At 43.3% G+C, this 16,603-nt stretch carries 17 protein-coding genes; 10 read left to right on the forward strand and 7 right to left on the reverse strand.

Going from position 1 to position 16,603, the window contains the following annotated elements; genetic code table 11:
- Nucleotides 1-62 precede the first annotated feature (62 nt).
- From polA to MHN32_RS08370, 3 genes are all read left to right on the forward strand, one after another.
- On the forward strand, nt 63-2,819 hold the full coding sequence (polA, locus tag MHN32_RS08360) for a DNA polymerase I (protein WP_239421492.1): 2,757 nt from the start codon (nt 63-65) through the stop codon (nt 2,817-2,819).
- A gap of 658 nt (nt 2,820-3,477) precedes the next feature.
- Nucleotides 3,478-4,047, forward strand: a complete 570-nt coding sequence (locus MHN32_RS08365; RefSeq protein ID WP_010607779.1) for a YceI family protein — start codon at nt 3,478-3,480, stop codon at nt 4,045-4,047.
- Entirely contained in the window at nt 4,034-4,564 is a 531-nt protein-coding gene (locus MHN32_RS08370) for a DUF1285 domain-containing protein (RefSeq protein ID WP_010607780.1), read from the forward strand. Before MHN32_RS08365 ends, MHN32_RS08370 begins: the two co-directional genes overlap by 14 nt.
- A gap of 17 nt (nt 4,565-4,581) precedes the next feature.
- On the opposite strand, the gene yihA is transcribed toward MHN32_RS08370, so the two are convergent.
- Entirely contained in the window at nt 4,582-5,220 is a 639-nt protein-coding gene (yihA, locus tag MHN32_RS08375) for a ribosome biogenesis GTP-binding protein YihA/YsxC (protein WP_239421493.1), read from the reverse strand.
- A gap of 453 nt (nt 5,221-5,673) precedes the next feature.
- Here yihA and MHN32_RS08380 point away from each other — a divergent pair, with 453 nt between their 5' ends.
- The 4 genes from MHN32_RS08380 (at nt 5,674) to MHN32_RS08395 (ending at nt 8,723) form a co-directional block, all read left to right on the forward strand.
- Nucleotides 5,674-6,306 carry a c-type cytochrome gene (locus tag MHN32_RS08380; protein ID WP_010607782.1) on the forward strand — a complete coding sequence of 211 codons (633 nt, stop codon included), beginning with the start codon at nt 5,674-5,676 and terminating at the stop codon, nt 6,304-6,306.
- 636 nt (nt 6,307-6,942) lie between these two features.
- The gene (locus tag MHN32_RS08385; protein ID WP_102055924.1) at nt 6,943-7,596 is read left to right on the forward strand and encodes a class I SAM-dependent methyltransferase; all 654 of its coding nucleotides are present in this window, start codon (nt 6,943-6,945) and stop codon (nt 7,594-7,596) included.
- A 24-nt stretch (nt 7,597-7,620) separates the two neighbouring features.
- A complete protein-coding gene (gene yihI / locus MHN32_RS08390) occupies nt 7,621-8,208 on the forward strand; it encodes a Der GTPase-activating protein YihI (protein WP_239421494.1) in 588 nt (195 codons plus the stop codon).
- Complete coding sequence (locus MHN32_RS08395) at nt 8,208-8,723, forward strand: DUF2489 domain-containing protein (protein ID WP_010376294.1); 516 nt, start codon at nt 8,208-8,210, stop codon at nt 8,721-8,723. The genes yihI and MHN32_RS08395 overlap by 1 nt, the downstream gene beginning before the upstream one ends.
- A gap of 156 nt (nt 8,724-8,879) precedes the next feature.
- Here the strand turns inward: MHN32_RS08395 and MHN32_RS08400 are convergent, their stop codons facing one another.
- Both MHN32_RS08400 and MHN32_RS08405 read right to left on the reverse strand, forming a co-directional pair.
- Nucleotides 8,880-9,566, reverse strand: a complete 687-nt coding sequence (locus tag MHN32_RS08400; RefSeq protein ID WP_239421495.1) for a 4'-phosphopantetheinyl transferase superfamily protein — start codon at nt 9,564-9,566, stop codon at nt 8,880-8,882.
- Between the two features lie 121 nt (nt 9,567-9,687).
- A complete protein-coding gene (locus MHN32_RS08405) occupies nt 9,688-10,254 on the reverse strand; it encodes an NAD(P)H-dependent oxidoreductase (protein ID WP_010607787.1) in 567 nt (188 codons plus the stop codon).
- 107 nt (nt 10,255-10,361) lie between these two features.
- On the opposite strand from MHN32_RS08405, the gene MHN32_RS08410 reads away from it, so the two are divergent.
- On the forward strand, nt 10,362-11,249 hold the full coding sequence (locus MHN32_RS08410; RefSeq protein ID WP_239421496.1) for a LysR family transcriptional regulator: 888 nt from the start codon (nt 10,362-10,364) through the stop codon (nt 11,247-11,249).
- A gap of 23 nt (nt 11,250-11,272) precedes the next feature.
- Here the strand turns inward: MHN32_RS08410 and MHN32_RS08415 are convergent, their stop codons facing one another.
- The 4 genes from MHN32_RS08415 to MHN32_RS08430 form a co-directional block, all read right to left on the reverse strand.
- Nucleotides 11,273-11,659 (reverse strand): hypothetical protein, encoded by a 387-nt coding sequence (locus MHN32_RS08415; RefSeq protein WP_239421497.1) that lies wholly within the window; start codon nt 11,657-11,659, stop codon nt 11,273-11,275.
- Entirely contained in the window at nt 11,659-13,251 is a 1,593-nt protein-coding gene (locus MHN32_RS08420; RefSeq protein WP_239421498.1) for a S41 family peptidase, read from the reverse strand. Before MHN32_RS08420 ends, MHN32_RS08415 begins: the two co-directional genes overlap by 1 nt.
- Before the next feature lie 63 nt (nt 13,252-13,314).
- On the reverse strand, nt 13,315-13,935 hold the full coding sequence (locus MHN32_RS08425; RefSeq protein ID WP_239421499.1) for an endonuclease: 621 nt from the start codon (nt 13,933-13,935) through the stop codon (nt 13,315-13,317).
- Nucleotides 13,936-14,020: 85 nt separating this feature from the next.
- Nucleotides 14,021-14,731: a hypothetical protein gene (locus MHN32_RS08430; protein WP_239421513.1), complete on the reverse strand. Its 711-nt coding sequence runs from the start codon at nt 14,729-14,731 to the stop codon at nt 14,021-14,023.
- A gap of 155 nt (nt 14,732-14,886) precedes the next feature.
- On the opposite strand from MHN32_RS08430, the gene MHN32_RS08435 reads away from it, so the two are divergent.
- Entirely contained in the window at nt 14,887-15,267 is a 381-nt protein-coding gene (locus MHN32_RS08435) for a hypothetical protein (protein ID WP_010376275.1), read from the forward strand.
- A gap of 118 nt (nt 15,268-15,385) precedes the next feature.
- Nucleotides 15,386-16,555, forward strand: a complete 1,170-nt coding sequence (locus MHN32_RS08440; protein ID WP_235368572.1) for a DUF3103 family protein — start codon at nt 15,386-15,388, stop codon at nt 16,553-16,555.
- The last annotated feature ends 48 nt before the right edge of the window (nt 16,556-16,603 follow it).

Below are 16,603 nucleotides of genomic sequence, written 5' to 3' on the forward strand. Positions count from 1 at the left end.
CTTGTGCCTTGTGGCATCCTTACATTCTACTCCACAAAAGACTAATTTAGGATCCAATATTTATGTCTCAGATCCCTCAAAATCCGTTGATCTTGGTTGATGGTTCTTCCTATTTATTTCGTGCTTATCATGCGCCACCACATTTAACAAATTCGAAAGGTGAAGCAACTGGTGCGATCTACGGTGTGATCAATATGCTTAAGAGTTTGCTTAAGCAATATCAACCAAGTCATATGGTAGTAGTCTTTGACGCTAAAGGGCCAACTTTCCGCAACGAAATGTATAGCGAGTATAAAGCGCATCGTCCGCCTATGCCGGATGATCTGAGAACGCAAATTGAGCCGATCCACGAAATAATTAAAGCAATGGGCCTGCCACTGGTAAGTATAAGTGGTGTCGAGGCCGATGACGTGATTGGTACATTCTCTAAAATAGCGTCAGAGCAAAGTCGCCATGTGCTAATCAGCACTGGTGATAAGGATATGGCGCAATTGGTCAATGAACATGTCACGTTGATCAACACAATGACGAATACGATCTTAGACCCTGAAGGGGTAGTGGATAAGTTTGGTATTGGTCCTGACTTGATCATCGACTATCTCGCGTTAATGGGAGATAAGGTCGATAATATTCCGGGCGTACCTGGCGTTGGTGAAAAAACGGCATTGGCGATGCTGCAGGGATTAGGCTCTATTGACTCGCTTTACGAAAACTTAGACAAAATTGCTGATTTAGGTTTTCGTGGCTCAAAAACCATGGCGAAAAAACTAGAGGAACACCAAGCGCAGCTAAAACTGTCGTATGAATTAGCCACCATTAAGCTGGATTGTGAAGTAGAGCAAGACTTAGAGCAATTTAAGATAGCTGAGATGGATAAAGATCGCTTAATCGAGCTATATGGTCAGTGTGAATTTAAGCGTTGGTTAGCTGAATTGCTGGATGGTCAGTCACAAGCTGATATCGTTGATGTGGAGGCTGAAGGGTCGGCGCCTGCGGCGGCGCAGGTCGACACCCAGTACGAGACCATTTTGACAAGAGCACAGCTTGATGACTGGGTAACTAAGTTAAAAGCAGCCCAGCTCATCGCTTTTGATACTGAAACCACCAGCGTTAACTATATGCAGGCGGATCTAGTTGGAATGAGCTTTGCGGTTGCACCGGGCGAAGCGGCTTACTTACCGATCAATCACGACTATGTGGGAGCACCTGAGCAGCTTTCTCAAGATATAGTGTTCGAGATCATGGCACCGCTACTTGCAGATCCTCAGCTCAAAAAAGTGGGTCAAAATTTAAAATATGATCAAAGTGTGCTTGCTCGTGCCGGGCTTGAACTGCAGGGGATCGCTTTTGATACCATGTTGGAGTCTTACGTATTTAACAGCGTAGGAACTCGCCACGATATGGACTCCTTGGCGCTAAAATATTTAGGCCATAAAACCATTAGCTTTGAAGACATCGCAGGCAAAGGTAAGAACCAACTGACCTTTAATCAAATTGAGCTAGAAAAGGCGGCACCTTATGCAGCGGAAGACGCAGACATTACGCTGAGATTGCATCAACATCTCTGGCCGTTAATTGAAAAAGAAAATCGCCTTAAGCAGGTATTTACAGAGATTGAATTACCGCTGCTGAGCGTACTTTCTCGCATTGAACGCACTGGTGTGCACATCGATGGCGATATGCTAGCGCAGCAAAGTATCGAGATTGAAAAACGCTTAGGTGAGCTTGAACAACAAGCCTTTGAAATTGCAGGTGAGGAGTTCAACCTGAGTTCAACAAAGCAACTACAAGCGATACTGTTCGACAAACTTGAGCTGCCAGTGATTAAGAAAACGCCAAAAGGCGCGCCTTCAACGGCCGAAGAAGTGCTACAAGAGTTGGCGCATGATTATCCACTGCCAAAACTTATTATTGAGCACCGTGGCTTGGCTAAGCTGAAATCAACCTATACCGACAAATTACCAAAATTGGTTAATGCGGATACCGGTCGCGTGCACACTTCTTATCATCAAGCCGTTACCGCAACGGGCCGTTTAAGCTCAAGTGATCCTAACTTGCAAAATATTCCGATCCGTAATGAAGCGGGACGTCGTATTCGTCAGGCATTTGTTGCCGACAATAATAAACAAATCGTTGCGGCGGATTACAGCCAAATCGAGCTTAGGATCATGGCACATTTGTCACAAGACAAAGGGTTGTTGAGTGCCTTTGCTGAAGGTAAAGATGTACACAGTGCGACGGCGTCTGAAGTGTTTTCCGTGCCGCTTGAGGAAGTGACTTCTGATATGCGCCGCAAAGCCAAAGCGGTTAACTTTGGTCTGATCTATGGCATGAGTGCGTTTGGTCTGTCACGTCAGTTAGATATTCCAAGAAATGAAGCGCAACATTATATGGATATGTACTTTGAACGCTTCCCTGGTGTATTAGAGTATATGGAGCGTACGCGTGAAGAGGCTGCTGATAAAGGGTATGTAGAAACCTTATTCGGTCGCCGCTTGTATCTTCCGGATATCAATGCGCGTAATGGCGCTCGCAGAAAAGCAGCAGAACGTGCAGCTATCAACGCTCCGATGCAGGGCACTGCGGCGGATATCATCAAAAAAGCGATGATTAAAGTGGATGAATGGCTACAAAGCTGTGATAGCAATGATATCCAGTTGCTCATGCAAGTGCACGATGAATTGGTGTTTGAAGTACACAGCGATAAAGTTGCTGAATACAGTGAAAAAATCTGTGAGTTGATGAGCGCTGCGGCAGTACTTGATGTACCGTTATTAGTTGAAGCTGACAGTGGTGACAACTGGGAACAAGCACACTAGTCGATATTAAAATCTACCCGAGTTGCACTATGCGTTTAGATTAGTGCAACTTCATTCATCTTTGTTTGCAAGTATACACTAGCAGCATAGCGTCTTAATTTTGTAGCTTCTGTTAATCCCTAGTAACAAAAAATAAATTAACGTTGAAAGTTTATCAAATTGGCTCAAGTTTTGCTTTTTGGTGTTTATTTCTGGACGTCTATTTGTTAGAGTTCGCGCCGTCCTCATCCTGTAGGACATCCTGTTGATGATGTATCTCTCGAAAGAGGATACAGTGTATTGATAGCTTCTCCCCAGATTGCTATAGCGGCTCGTAATTTTTACGGGCCGTCTTTTTCTTCTCTTATCAAAGATGATAGCAATTGATGTAATTCCCCAATCAATGTGAAGGTGAAATACCCTATTCTCTAAAAATTTTCGCCGTATTATTGGCAAAGTTTTATCGCCTAAAATTGATCATTTAATTAAGCGAATGGGTATAAATCACAAAATTTTTGCTTGGCTACTAAAGCTATTTTCCCGCTGTAAAATGATTACAATGAGCGTAAAAGTATTCCAACATAGCGACGAGTTTATGATTAAAGGTTTATTTAATTTGCACTGCGTTTTACACTGAGCGCTCAAATGCAATTCACTCTCATTTCATAAGGAAGTCGTCATGCTAAAGTACCTTCTTTTAGGTAGTGCACTTATTTCTTCTCAGGCGTTCGCTGCTTGGCAATTTAATCAACAACAAAGCGATGTTAGCTTTGTGTCTGTGAAACAGACTAGCGTTGCAGAAGTACATCATTTTAAAACGATAGATAGTACATTATCTGCTAAAGGCGAGCTTGAGGTTAATATTGACTTGGCAAGCGTTGAAACGATGATCCCGATCCGTAATGAACGCATGCAAAAGATGCTGTTCAATGTAGCGCAACACCCAAAGGCGAAAGTTAACGCTGATGTTTCTGAAGTGCTTGCTAAACTTAAAGCAGGTACACAAAAAATCAATGATGTAACAGCAACATTGACACTGCATGGTCAGATCCAAAAGATCAGCCTAGACTTATTGGTAACGAAAAGTGCTAATGGCTTGGTGGTTACACCGGTAAATGCATTTATTCTCGATTCTAAGCAGTTTGGGTTAGATAAGGGGATTGAAGCACTACGAGAAATTGCGGGCCTGAAGACTATCGCGACTAGCGTGCCTGTTAGCTTCAACTTGGTTTTCGATGAACAAAATTGATTCGTTAATCAAACAGTATGTTACGACTCATGCGCCGACCGAAAATTGGTCGGCGCCGTCGTGCGGTTTTTCTGACATAAAAATTGCTGCGGATGGTCGTTGGTTTCATCAAGGGCGTGAAATTAAACGGCAATCACTTGTTGCCTTGTTTGCTAGTGTTTTAACCTTTGATGGTCAACAGTATTGGTTAAAAACACCAGCAGAAAGTTGTGAGATTGAGGTGCTTGCTCATCCTTTTATTATCGAGCAATGGCGTTATTGTGATGAAGCATCGGCTTTGGAGTTATCACCTTGTATTATCGCGATAGATAATTTAGGCCGTGAGTGGCCCATTTGTGATGTGTTTCCACTAGCCCTTGAGCATGTTAATGGAGGAGATATTCCATTTCTCACACTCAATTATGGTTTAACCGCTAGAATTTCACGAAATGTCTATTATCAGTGGGCTGAATTGCTCGAGGAAGATGAAAAAGGTCTTTATCTGATGTCGGCAAAGACGCGCTTTTATCTTAGCTAAGCGCGCCCTACGTTTGATTATTCGCTCGCTTCTTCTTGAGCTTCTTTCACAAACGGACCTAAGTACCAATCATCCAGTTTCCACGCCAATTCGTTCAATCCGATACCTTTCAAAGAAGAAAACGCGTGAACGGTGATATCACCGTCTATTTCAGCTAGCGCTCGACGTACTTGTAGTACTTCTGCTTTGCGCTTACCTTGTTTTAGCTTATCGGCTTTGGTCAACAACGCTAATACCGGTATATTGCTGCCAGTCGCCCAGTTGATGAGATCCATATCGAGGTCTTTAAGAGGGTGACGAATATCCATTAATACCACAATCCCTTTAAGACATTTGCGGCGTTGTAAATATTCACCTAATGCTTTTTGCCATTTCTTTTTCATCTCTAATGGGACTTTCGCAAAGCCATAGCCAGGTAAATCAATCAAACGCTGATTTTCACCTAGAGAAAAAGTATTAATAAGCTGAGTCCGGCCAGGTGTTTTACTGGTGCGTGCCAGCTTTTGGTCTGTAAGCGTATTGAGCGCGCTCGACTTACCAGCGTTAGAACGACCCGCAAAAGCAACTTCAATTCCAGTGTCTGGTGGCAGTTTACTGATATCTGGGGCACTTGTGATAAATTGTGCCTGATTGTATTTAACGCGAGATTTTAGCACGCTGACTCCTAACTGATTAAACTTTCGCGGATGGAATTGCGTATTTTATAACAGTATGACGGAAACCAAAAGCATTGTGAGATTTGTTCTAAACGCCGCTTTTGTCGCTAATTGACCAAACCGTCGTCCCAATATTAATTAATCTAGGTCAAGTCCCTATAAATTATAAGCTTAATATGGGCAGAAAACGTGCCAGAGAAAGTAATATCGTGTAGAATGTAGAAATTGCAATGTCAATCTAAAGTGTATACCTATCAGTAGTCACTACTGAGCAAGGCGTATTTAGATGGATCGGTGCTGTTTGGCGTTATATTTGCTAAGTTTGCATGTATGATTCATCTGATTAACATAACAACCTAATTAGTACTGATTGGTATTATTTGCCCGAGCAATAAAGAGAGCGACTTTGTTCGCGAGGGTACAAATTACAGGGTCGGAAACAGAGAATTTACCATGAAAAAAATAGCATTAACTTTAACAATGTTGCTTGGTACGTTGTCAGCAAGCAACGCATCGGCATTCGATGGTGACGCGGAAGCAGGTAAAGCAAAGTCTGCAACGTGTGCAGCATGTCACGGTCCAGATGGCAATGCCCCTGTGACTATGTATCCTAAAATCGCAGGTCAGCATGCAGATTATATCTATAAGCAGCTACAAGAGTTTAAGCTAGGTATGACGTCTGGTGGTAAAGAAGGGCGTATGGATCCTGTGATGAGTGGTATGGCTATGCCGCTGTCAGATCAAGATATGAAAGATTTAGCTGTATATTTCTCTTCTTTACCTATGTCTGCGGGTTCAACGCCTGAAGATGTTGTTGCTTTAGGTCAAAAGCTATACAAAGCGGGTGATGCTGAGCGTGGTATTCCAGCTTGTGCTGCGTGTCACGGTCCTCGTGGTAATGGTACTTCTTTAGCTAAGTTCCCGAAAGTGTCATTCCAGCACCCTGAGTACATCAAATCACAGCTTGAGAAGTTCCGTGATGGCACTCGTAACAATGACATGAATGGTATGATGCGTGATATCGCGAAGAAGCTTACGGATAAAGACATCGAAGTATTATCTAAGTACTTAGGTGGTCTACACTAAAGTCGTATAGTGAGTTTACCTCTCTCAGTGTAAACTCCTACTATTGAAAAAAGGGCAGCATAGGCTGCCTTTTTTTGTTGTTGAAGTTGTGAGACATATCTCACTTTTAATGTGAGATATTTGCTCGTGCAACATGTGAGTTTTAGCTTATTTTTAAGCTGTTGTTCAGTGTAAGTTTATGTAATTCATCTTTTTTCTGTTTAATTAAAAAAATTAAGGTAAGAAATTTGTTATTAAACAGTTGTAACTCAAGCTCAGGAGCGTAGATTATTCGTTGTCGCCAAGCAATACAAAAAAAGGGACAATTCGATACGGAAGCGTAGGTGGCAAAGTTATGTATCTAGTTAGATACGAAGGACTATCAAGAAAGCGTCAGGAAGGCCGAGAATAAGAAAATCACGGAAGTCTCATAATAAAAACAATATGGAAAGTGTCACGGAAGTCTAAAATAAAAACAATACGGACGACAATAAAATAAAAAGAATAATAATAAGACTTAAAAGTCGAAGGGAGAAGTGTCCAGTTGTGACGCTCAGATTAGTAGGCGGTAGAGAGTGATCTCTGCCGCCTTTTTATTTGGTTGCCTCTATTATACCTGATACAATAGCCGCCTTATTAAGCAATCACTGTTGACCATTGCAAGATTCAACTCTATTCAGTTGTGGCCTGTGCCAAGGTAATCAGCTTGAAGCCTACCATCAAGACAAGTATCGACTGTACTGGCAATGTCAAACCTGCCAGTTGGTGATGGTTGATCCCAAGTCGAGATTAACACCAGCTCAAGAAAAGGCCATTTATGATAGCCATGAAAACGATCTGGCTGATGAAGGCTATCGTCGCTTTCTAGCACGAGTGGCGGATCCACTGTTGGCACGTTTGGTGATACCAAGCCAAGGCTTAGATTTTGGCTGTGGGCCAGGGCCGCTGCTTGCGAAAATGCTTGAAGAAGCTGGGCATCAAGTTGCTTTGTTTGACCTGTACTATGCTAATGATGCCAGTGTACTGACTCGTCAGTACGACTTTATCGTCAGTACAGAAGTGGTGGAACATTTAGCAGAACCTGCAAAAGTATTAACGCAATTGTTAGCATGCTTAAAAGTGGGAAAGCCGCTAGCCTTGATGACCAAGCTCGTCATTGATAAAGCACGCTTTGCGAATTGGCACTATAAAAATGACCTGACACATATTTCATTTTTTAGTCGGGAAAGCTTTGCGTATTTTGCCGCGCAGCAGGATTGTGAATTAGAATTTATTGGGAATGATGTCATCATTCTCACCAAGCGTAGTTAACGCGAGAATTTTGGATAACCAATTATGACCAGAAAGAAAAAGACACGTAAAGTTGCAGCCAATGGAACACCAAGGCTGAGTAAAGAAAAGCTACAAGCGTTACGAGCACTCAAAGAGCAGCGTAGCAAAAAAACCAAAGGTAAAAAGCCGGGTTCTAGAAATGCACCAGAGATCCTAGTGAAAGAGCAATCAAAAACGACGACCAATAAAGATCCGCGTGTTGGTAGCAAAAAGCCCATTTCTTTGGTTGCAGAGCCACAACCGACTAAGTCGAATACACAACCAGAGATGAAGCGTCATCTACAGCCGCAAGTTAAGTTAACTACAGCGGTTGAGACGTTAACTCCAGAGCAAGAACTTGAGCAGTTAGAAAATGATGAACGCTTGATGGCGCTACTTGAACGCCATGAGCGCGGTGAACTGCTAACAGGTAAAGATGCGAAATACTTCAATCTCGGCATTGCACGTCATCAGGAGCTATGTGAGATCTTAGGAATTGATGATGAGTTTGAAGAAGGTGATATGCTAGAAGATGATCCAATGGATCAGTTTATGAGTAATGATCTAGCAAATGAATGGTTAGACGACGACTTTGAGGAAGATGATAAGTAATGAATACTGCATGGATCATCGCAATCATTATTGGTGCCCTGATTATTGCTGGACTGGCGTTTTACGCGGGTAAATTACTATGGCAGCTGAAGGTACAAAAAGAGCAGATTGCCAAACATCGCGAGCAAAAGGCTGCTGAGCTTGAAAAGTCACGGCAGCAGCGCAATGGAAAAATTGCGGATAGCGTTAACTTGATCGCGCGTGCGATGAAGGAAAAACAATGTGAATATTCTGAAGGGTGTTTACGAGTTTGGGTACTCATCTCGCAATATAGCTTTGACGAGGAAGTTGACTTACAACAGAGCTATCCTGGTGTTTATCAGATGTATGATGAAGTCAAAGAAATGCCAACTCATGACGCGCGTAAGAAGTATTCTAAAAAAGAGATTTTCAAAATGGATAGCCAGCGTTGGCGTGCTGAAGAGCGCCTAGAAGCGGAGATCTTACAGGACTGTGAAAAGCTGATAGCGCGCTTTAAAGCGGCTGCTGGCAGTGAAAATGTTGTGTTTCAGTAAGTTGGCTTTGGAAAACGGCTGAGTGAATCTTTATCCAAACTTCAGATTAAACGCCCCAAGTGGGCGTTTTTAGTTCCAAATGAGAAATTCTTAACTCACCTTGGGTCAGGTTTACTCCTTCAAGTTGAGTAAGTATTAAGTCAAATAGGCATGATTTTACTGTGCGATGTATTCACACTCGGTCAGCACTAAGGCGTCTTTGCATTGGTAATATACTTCCACTTGTTGTCCTTTGCTTAAATTCTTGTGTAGTGTTTCCATCAAAGTGAAAATAAGTTTCTTGTCATCAAACTGAGTCAGCTTGACAGCATCAAAACCAAAGAACTTTTGCACCGTGCTATAAAGTGCCTTAAATATGCTCTCTTTGGCCGAGAAAATAACAGTCAACGGGCAGTGCACTTGCTCGCCGAATAGTGTAAAAATTTCAGCTTCTTCAGGATGTAGAATTTGTCGTTGTAGTTCGACTTCTTGCTTCGGTTTCATATCTCTTTCGATATCAATGCCTAAGCCTTTCACGGCGATATCATCTGTAGCAATTGCAGCCGCGATCCCTCGAGTATGCGTGATACTGGCAACAATATTAGCAGGCCAGATAGGCGCCCGATCAGAGCCGTTAAGCAGTGTAAAGTCACCTTGTCCAAAATGCGCTAGGCAAGTCTTGGCACATATTCGTCCCGCTAAAAACTCGGCTCGCCTTTTCGCTACCGCTTTATCAAGTGAAGCGGGCAGGAGTATATTTTGCTGTTCAAAGGAATGCGCGCCAAAGCTGTCAGGGTCAAACTGAATGCAATGAAAATGGTGTGAGAGATAGGGGGTAAATAGGTGACTCTGAGTGCTTTGCAAAGCTGACTCCCGTTATTCGTATCCATTATTACAAGGCTGATATTGCGCCTCTAATTCGCTTTGGACGCTTAGTGTGCATGAGCTAAGCGTCCATAGCAAGATATGAACGAGAGATTGAAAGTTATTTTAACTTACTTGCAACTGACACCAGTTGCAGAGCTAGGCTTGATACTTTTTCAGCAAGCTCTGGGTCTTTAATTTTACCTTGGTCATCAAATACATTAAATGCGCTAGGTACAGCCAATTGGTCTGCGAGGACTAAACTGCCAATGCCAGATAACACATCGCGGACATGGTTTAGACCGCGTAATCCACCTAAGCCGCCTGGTGAGGCCGCATAGAGTGCCACTACTTTGTTTCTAAATGCTGGCACTGCACCTTGTTCTGTTCTAGAGGCCCAGTCTATTGCGTTCTTGAGCACCGCAGTGAAAGAACCATTGTATTCTGGGCTTGCTAATAGAATACCATCGGCATCGCGCAGCTTGTCTTTTAAAAGTTGAGCACCTTTTGGTGTGCCTTGCGCTTCAAGATCTTCATCGAACATTGGAATATCTAAATCTTGTAACTTGATCACTTCTACTTCTGCGCCACTTTCTAGTGCAAAGTTTGCCGCGGCTTGGATGAGTAATTGGTTGTAGCTGTCTTTTCTTAAACTGCCTGCGAGTGCGATAATTTTTGCTGTAGTCATCTTGCTGATACCTTATTTTGTTTCGTTAAAGTGATAGTAGCAAAATTTTACTTGCACAAAACCGAAATAAACGCAAAGCTTATGTGCATATATGCACAGAGGTGGTTATGGATAAATTCACAGATTGGCAGGATCTTAAGGTCGCTTATACGGTTGCCAAGCTTGGTACCTTATCAGCGGCGGCAGAGCATTTAGAGATCCACCACAGTACGGTACTGAGGCGAATAAATAGCTTAGAAGAAGCACTGGGAACGCGGTTATTTCACCGTCATGCCCGAGGTTATCAGGTAACACAGGCAGGAGAAAAGTTACTTGCGACGGCGAGTCAAATAGACGAGCGCTTGATGGAGTTGAGTACTTCTATTGTTGCTTCGGACAGCCAGCTTAGAGGTAAGCTTTTGGTGACAACGGTCAGTGGTTTTATGGATATGCTGTCGGAGCCTTGTTTGACTTTTCAGCAATTACACCCACAGGTACAACTTGAAGTCATTCTCGACCAAAAGCGTTTACGCTTAGATCATGGACAGGCGCATGTTGCGGTGAGGGCAGGACCAAAGCCCGATGAGCCCGACTACATAGTGCAGCATCTAAATACTTTAGAAGCAGGCTTGTATGCGTCTTCAAGCTATATCAAGCGTATGGGGATCCCCAAAACACTTGAAGCGTTACAGACGCATTACTTTGTCTCTGGTGTGGCCGGGTTTAATGCAAGAGTGCCATATTTCGCTTGGGTAGATGAACATATCCCTGAGACACAAGTGACACTTAGGGTATCTGAAACGTCAGACGCGTCGCGTGCCATTGTTAACGGTTTAGGTATTGGTGGGCTACAGCATGATGTGGCAAAACGTTATCCAGATTTACAGCCGGTGTTGCATGATGAGTTAAAATGGTTAAGCCAAGTTTGGCTAGTTACCCATGTACTGGTTCACCGAACTGCAAAAGTACAGGCATTGTGTGACGTGTTAAAGCGCCATTTTGCTAATTTGAGGTGAGGCTAATAGATTGAGATCAGGCGCTATTTTTCCAGCTTTTTGCAGCTAACTTTACTGAGCAGGACATAAGTATCCTTTTTCGGATAGTAGAGTACACACTGGGTGTCACGAAGCTGCAAGATGAAACTCTCATAAGCGAGATTATGGGCACCTAAAATTGGACTGCCATTGCCATCTAGGCTTTGGCCATGCTCAAGCAGTAGTGTTGGACTACGTTGAAAAACGGTGCTTGCGAGCGTCGGTGGTACGCCGCCTTTGAGTTTTACTATAGCTTGCTTGAGTTGTGATAACACCTCGGGCGTAGAAGCTGAGAGTACAGCCTCATTAACCGAAGTTGATGCAGGCGCGCTATTGCATGCTTGCATCAATAAAGCCAAAGCGATGATTTTCACCGCTTTTAGCGGCGCCATTATTGCGGATCCTTAGGCTTCATTAAAATTGCATTTTCCCGCATTGGATAGACTGGAAGCGTAACCGCATGCTCCTTATTTTGATACTGTGGCAGAGCAGTAGGCGCAAATTGCGCTACATTTGGGCAACGACCGGTATCTATATGTGTCAGTGCTGCGGCGAAAAGATCTTCCTCTTGACTGCCTAGAGGTGCAGAGAAGTCATCTGCGACAATACAGCCTGGCACTTGTGCGCTTAGGCCAATTTCACCACTGCTTGACGCTCCTGAAGGGGTAAAGCCATCGGCATAAGCATCAAAGCCCTTCGCATTTTCCGAACCAAACTGAATGGTATAGTAAACCGTGCCGCAGTTTTGCGCGGGCACAAAGCCATAGGGCTTACCTCGAGTGGTACCACCGATCAAAAAGACTTCAACATCAATGCCGCGCAGGCCATTAATTACATTTTCACTGGCAGAGGCCGTGCCTCGTGTCGAGAGGATATAAACTCTAGGTAAAGTTACGGTGGGTAAAGAGGTGGTTGTAAACTTGTTTTCAGCCCAGTTAATTGCTCTAGACTCAAAAGCGGTGCGCTCTTCTTCAGCAGTACGCTTGTCATTTAAGGTGCTATAAGTGAAGGTTTTGTTTAGGCTGCTGTTGCCCGCAACCATATAGCCTAGTTGCGCTGCCATAATGACGCGACCACCACCGTTGTAACGCATGTCGAGTACCAGGTCGTCTATTTGCCGTGTTTTAAATAGATTAAATGCTTCAATTAATCCTTCTTGGGCTGTTGGAATAAATTGATTGAACTGCACATACCCAACCTGCTTGCCGCCATAGCTAATGACTTTAGCGTTTTGCACCGGTGAGGTTTCAATATCGACTGAAGTCAGGGTGACGGATTTTTCGTTGCCTGATTTATCTTCAAATACAAAGTTATGTGGCTCGCTTTGCTCTGGTGACAGGCCTGCATTCAGCGCAGCGGTATTATCACTTGAAATAAAGTCGACGCCATCTATCGAGAGGATCTTATCTCCACGTACGATCCCAGCATTCGCGGCTGGTGAATTAGGCTCTACTGCAGCGACAGTAAAGTTACGTGGTGGTGATGTGGATATGGCCGCCCAACGAATGCCATAACCGGTTGCAACACCCGATTGCGCTTCTTTTTGGAAGCTTTCATAAGATTCGTAGAAATGAAATTGATCTTTGGCATTGCCCGACGCCGTCGTTTGGTTTGTCTTTAATTGCTCGAAGTAATCAATAACAGTATCGAATTGTGTTGGGTCGTTATCTAGTACTTCGTCGTACCAAAGGTAGGTTTCGTTGGTAAAAGAGCGGAGCCACATTTTTTCATGCATCGCCGTACCAACCTTATCGGGATAAGGTTGGTCGTTGTTATATTTGTCTGTACCCGTTCTTGGGGAGGCGCAATAGTTAATAAACTGACTTGACGCAGGAAATTGATTAAACGTCCAAGTTGGCGGCTCGGTTTGTCCCGTGTTATTACCAGGGTTATCGGTGCCTAATGAATCGCTGCCACCGCCACCACAAGCGGCTAATAACAAGCTCATTGCTGTTGATGCGAAAACTAGAGTAATACGTTGCATCGTATTCACGTTCCTGTTTTAGTTGTATGACTAAAAACTAGCACTGCTTGGGTTATCTCGCAATCACTGTTTCTGCCAAGCCGTGAATAATTTCCGCTGCTGTGAGGAGATTTTTAGCCCGTAGGTTTTTTCCATATAAAAATACGCCTCAGCGATGCGTTTTCTAGCGTACTCTGGTGGTTCAATTCGGCGTAACTTAAAGTCAATCTTTACTGGACACGCGCCATAGTTTGCTTCAGTACTTGGTAACATGCCAAAACGAAAATTAGACCGATCCCCATTGATTTCACCAATCGCTGGAGCAAGGTTGTGAATATCTGCTTCCATCTTCCTGAATTGCTCACTGACTTTACGGCAGTGCTTTCTGCCGCCATCTTGCCAGCACTGCAACTGATGTCCAAATTCCCACGCGGGTACGATATGCTCCCACTCAATGCGCTGAGCACGGGCGTTTTCTTTGCCATTGCGAGTGTAAGGTAACCTCGGGGTATAACCACAACTTGCGGGATCAGGCACCAGCTTTTTGCCTTGCTTTTTGATATTACAATTACAATAAAGCGTGCGGGTATTGTCGGTAACTTGTTGTGATAAATGTTTCTTTGCTTTTGAGAAAGACGTGAACTCTTGAGCGTTAGCTGTTAATACAAATAAGCTAAGCGCTAAGATATAGCAATATCGTGACATAACCTCTCACCAAATGGTGGAATACAGGGAATGTCACTATATCAAAAAAATCATCAATACCAACAAGCGTATACGGTAAACCCCTTTATTTAATCAGTGCAGGGCGACGTTTTCGCCAAGGTGGAGATTGCAATAATAACAATATCCCTGTTAGACAAAAGAGCACACTCGTAGCGGCGAAAGAAATGAGCAAGGGGTTATTAAAATCCTCACGTTCGTCGTAATCCATAATGTGTAACATCCAAAAAAAATCAAAGATGCGCCACAACGTGCTACGCACCGTCACAACTTCACCGCTAGTTGCACTTAGATACAGCGTGGTGGAGAGGATATCGTTATATTCGACTCGCCAAACATCTTCCTTGTAACCTGCTTCTCTGGGGGCTGTGGCAAGTCGTTCAATATGGCTCACATCCGCTGCAATTAATAGGTGTTGGTTGGCCTGTTGTATTATTTGCTGTTGATTTGGAGTGGTAAAAGGTGCGCCTGTTATTCCGTTGAAAATGAGCTTTTCATCTTGGTTTAGCTTGATGATGGGAGTATCGAGAAAATGGCCGAACTGGATTTGGCGCACTTGCACCGTGCTTTGTACTAACTGATTGAGATCAGCTTGGTACGCGGCGGTGGGAAAGGGGTTGTCTAAGCTTCTATGCGCTAAGTGTTTACCATGGATCTTTGCCAATGGGATCGCGCTCATGACCAGCCCGCCTAATAGCCAAGCAAAGATCTGTAAAAACAATAAATAGCCAAGGTACTTGTGGAGTTTACGTGCGGGTTTTAGCAGTTTTTTAATCATCACAATATGTTATTCTAGTTGCTCGTGAGTATGATAACTATAATGCACGGTGCTTAGAATGTGACAAATTGTCGCATTGTCCAATAAGTAATGTCCTTATCACACTGATAAATAAGTCATTACTAGATTTAGCTTTACAAGGTAGCTTTTAATACATGTCTGAAATTCAATTTTTAAATGTCGATTTGGAACTGGAGTCAAAGCAGGATATCAGTGCGCTAGTTTCGGATTTAAAGAAAAATGCTATCGTGCTGCATTACGATCAAGATGACTATCGTCAATTGGCTCGCATCGAAGCAAATACCAATGAATTAACCCCTGATAAAGCGATTAACCAACTGTGTGAGTTAATTGAGTCTTGCTCTAAAGCGGCACTTAAGCAATGGCTAGGTTGTACCAAGCGAACTTTTGACATTGGTTTTAACTCAGGCAAGTCGCCAAAGTGCTTTTCGCAAGCACTACAGGCAGATACGTTGCTTAGGATCTCTGCAATAGGTGCCGGTATAGAAATTACTATCTACCCAGTAGAAGAATAAAAACTCTAAAAGCTAGATTAAATTGTTTTGTATGTTAACTATGTTAATGTGTTGATAATTTATTTTTGTTGTTTTATCTTGTTTATTCCACAACACGGATTATTTCTAGGAACGCAAGATGAAACAACATGTAACCCTCTCTACCCTAATGATAGCCATGCTCGGCGGAATGTCTTTCGCAAGTTCTGCGGCAGACAAGGTTAATCTTAATACCTACAGTTCACTTAAGCAGCTTGATAAATTTAACGCTGCACCAGTTCAAGTTGCTGATATAAAAAAGCAAATTGCGAAAAAATTAGCGCTATCACTTAATCACTTAGGTCCCCAAGTTCAAACTCAACTTAGCCAGTATCAGGATGCAGTTTCACTGGAGCAGCTACAAGTTCAGGGGTCAACTAAGCAGCTCATGACAGAAGCGAGCCAGTACACTCGCTCATTAAAAGGCCTGACTGACTATAGCTCTAATCTATACCAGCTGCGTATTGCTTCTAGCGAAATGCTAACAAAGTGGCAACAAGGTGAAGCGCCATTAATTGCTTTTGCGCCTAAAGGTGATGATAAGCACTGGCAATATGTAGAGGCTTTTGATGAGCACGGTCAATTGCATTTACTTGACGCACATACAATGCCAGAGCGACCTGTGCTAATCGTTGAACTTGATAGTGATAAGGTAAAACAAGAAGGCATTCAGGTAATGAAGCAAGTGTTTGCCAAGCAAGGCTTGGCAATGCCATCAACAGCTGTGCAGAGCAACGATGATGCTGAGCCGATTTCAACCAGTGTATTGAAGAAAATCAGACTAAATGACGATGAAGAGCCTTGGGTATCTGGGGCTGCGGAAGTTTACGGCATTGTAACAGGCGTCAACCCATCCCGAGATGAGCCTGTTCTAGATATTGTGGATATGCCATATTTGGACCACGATGGTACGGACTATACGCCTAACCAAATTATCATTCATTGGGAGCGATATCGTTGGCAAGCGGCAGATTTATTGCTGATGGAGCAAGACGACAATACTAACTATCAAGACTTAGCAACAACACTTTTGGATATTGTGACGCAAGTGATGCGCGCTATTCCTGATCCTAATGTTCAAGGCTATGCGATTATCCCGCAACTGACGAATCAATTGATCAAAGCGATGCCAAGCCATTGGTTTACTAACGATGATGACTACGTTGATGTGTTTTACACCTTGTTTGAAGGACAAACTTACAACGGGCATATGGGCGCAAGTGGTAATGCGAAAGTGACGATTGAGCCACTTACAATTAACCCTCGCTAAATATTAGCCAAATATGTTATTGAAAAAAGGCCAGTTACTGGCCTTTTT

This window comes from Pseudoalteromonas sp. Of11M-6, from assembly GCF_022347905.1.
Taxonomy (GTDB): Bacteria; Pseudomonadota; Gammaproteobacteria; order Enterobacterales; family Alteromonadaceae; genus Pseudoalteromonas.

What these genes read in the sequence shown, in the direction of transcription:
- polA (WP_239421492.1), top strand. Translation starts at nt 63, where the DNA reads ATGTCTCAGATCCCTCAAAATCCGTTGATCTTGGTTGATGGTTCTTCC.
- MHN32_RS08365 (WP_010607779.1), top strand. Translation starts at nt 3,478, where the DNA reads ATGCTAAAGTACCTTCTTTTAGGTAGTGCACTTATTTCTTCTCAGGCG.
- MHN32_RS08370 (WP_010607780.1), top strand. Translation starts at nt 4,034, where the DNA reads ATGAACAAAATTGATTCGTTAATCAAACAGTATGTTACGACTCATGCG.
- MHN32_RS08380 (WP_010607782.1), top strand. Translation starts at nt 5,674, where the DNA reads ATGAAAAAAATAGCATTAACTTTAACAATGTTGCTTGGTACGTTGTCA.
- yihI (WP_239421494.1), top strand. Translation starts at nt 7,621, where the DNA reads ATGACCAGAAAGAAAAAGACACGTAAAGTTGCAGCCAATGGAACACCA.
- MHN32_RS08395 (WP_010376294.1), top strand. Translation starts at nt 8,208, where the DNA reads ATGAATACTGCATGGATCATCGCAATCATTATTGGTGCCCTGATTATT.
- MHN32_RS08405 (WP_010607787.1), bottom strand. Translation starts at nt 10,254, where the DNA reads ATGACTACAGCAAAAATTATCGCACTCGCAGGCAGTTTAAGAAAAGAC.
- MHN32_RS08410 (WP_239421496.1), top strand. Translation starts at nt 10,362, where the DNA reads ATGGATAAATTCACAGATTGGCAGGATCTTAAGGTCGCTTATACGGTT.
- MHN32_RS08415 (WP_239421497.1), bottom strand. Translation starts at nt 11,659, where the DNA reads ATGGCGCCGCTAAAAGCGGTGAAAATCATCGCTTTGGCTTTATTGATG.
- MHN32_RS08420 (WP_239421498.1), bottom strand. Translation starts at nt 13,251, where the DNA reads ATGCAACGTATTACTCTAGTTTTCGCATCAACAGCAATGAGCTTGTTA.
- MHN32_RS08425 (WP_239421499.1), bottom strand. Translation starts at nt 13,935, where the DNA reads ATGTCACGATATTGCTATATCTTAGCGCTTAGCTTATTTGTATTAACA.
- MHN32_RS08430 (WP_239421513.1), bottom strand. Translation starts at nt 14,731, where the DNA reads ATGATTAAAAAACTGCTAAAACCCGCACGTAAACTCCACAAGTACCTT.
- MHN32_RS08435 (WP_010376275.1), top strand. Translation starts at nt 14,887, where the DNA reads ATGTCTGAAATTCAATTTTTAAATGTCGATTTGGAACTGGAGTCAAAG.
- MHN32_RS08440 (WP_235368572.1), top strand. Translation starts at nt 15,386, where the DNA reads ATGAAACAACATGTAACCCTCTCTACCCTAATGATAGCCATGCTCGGC.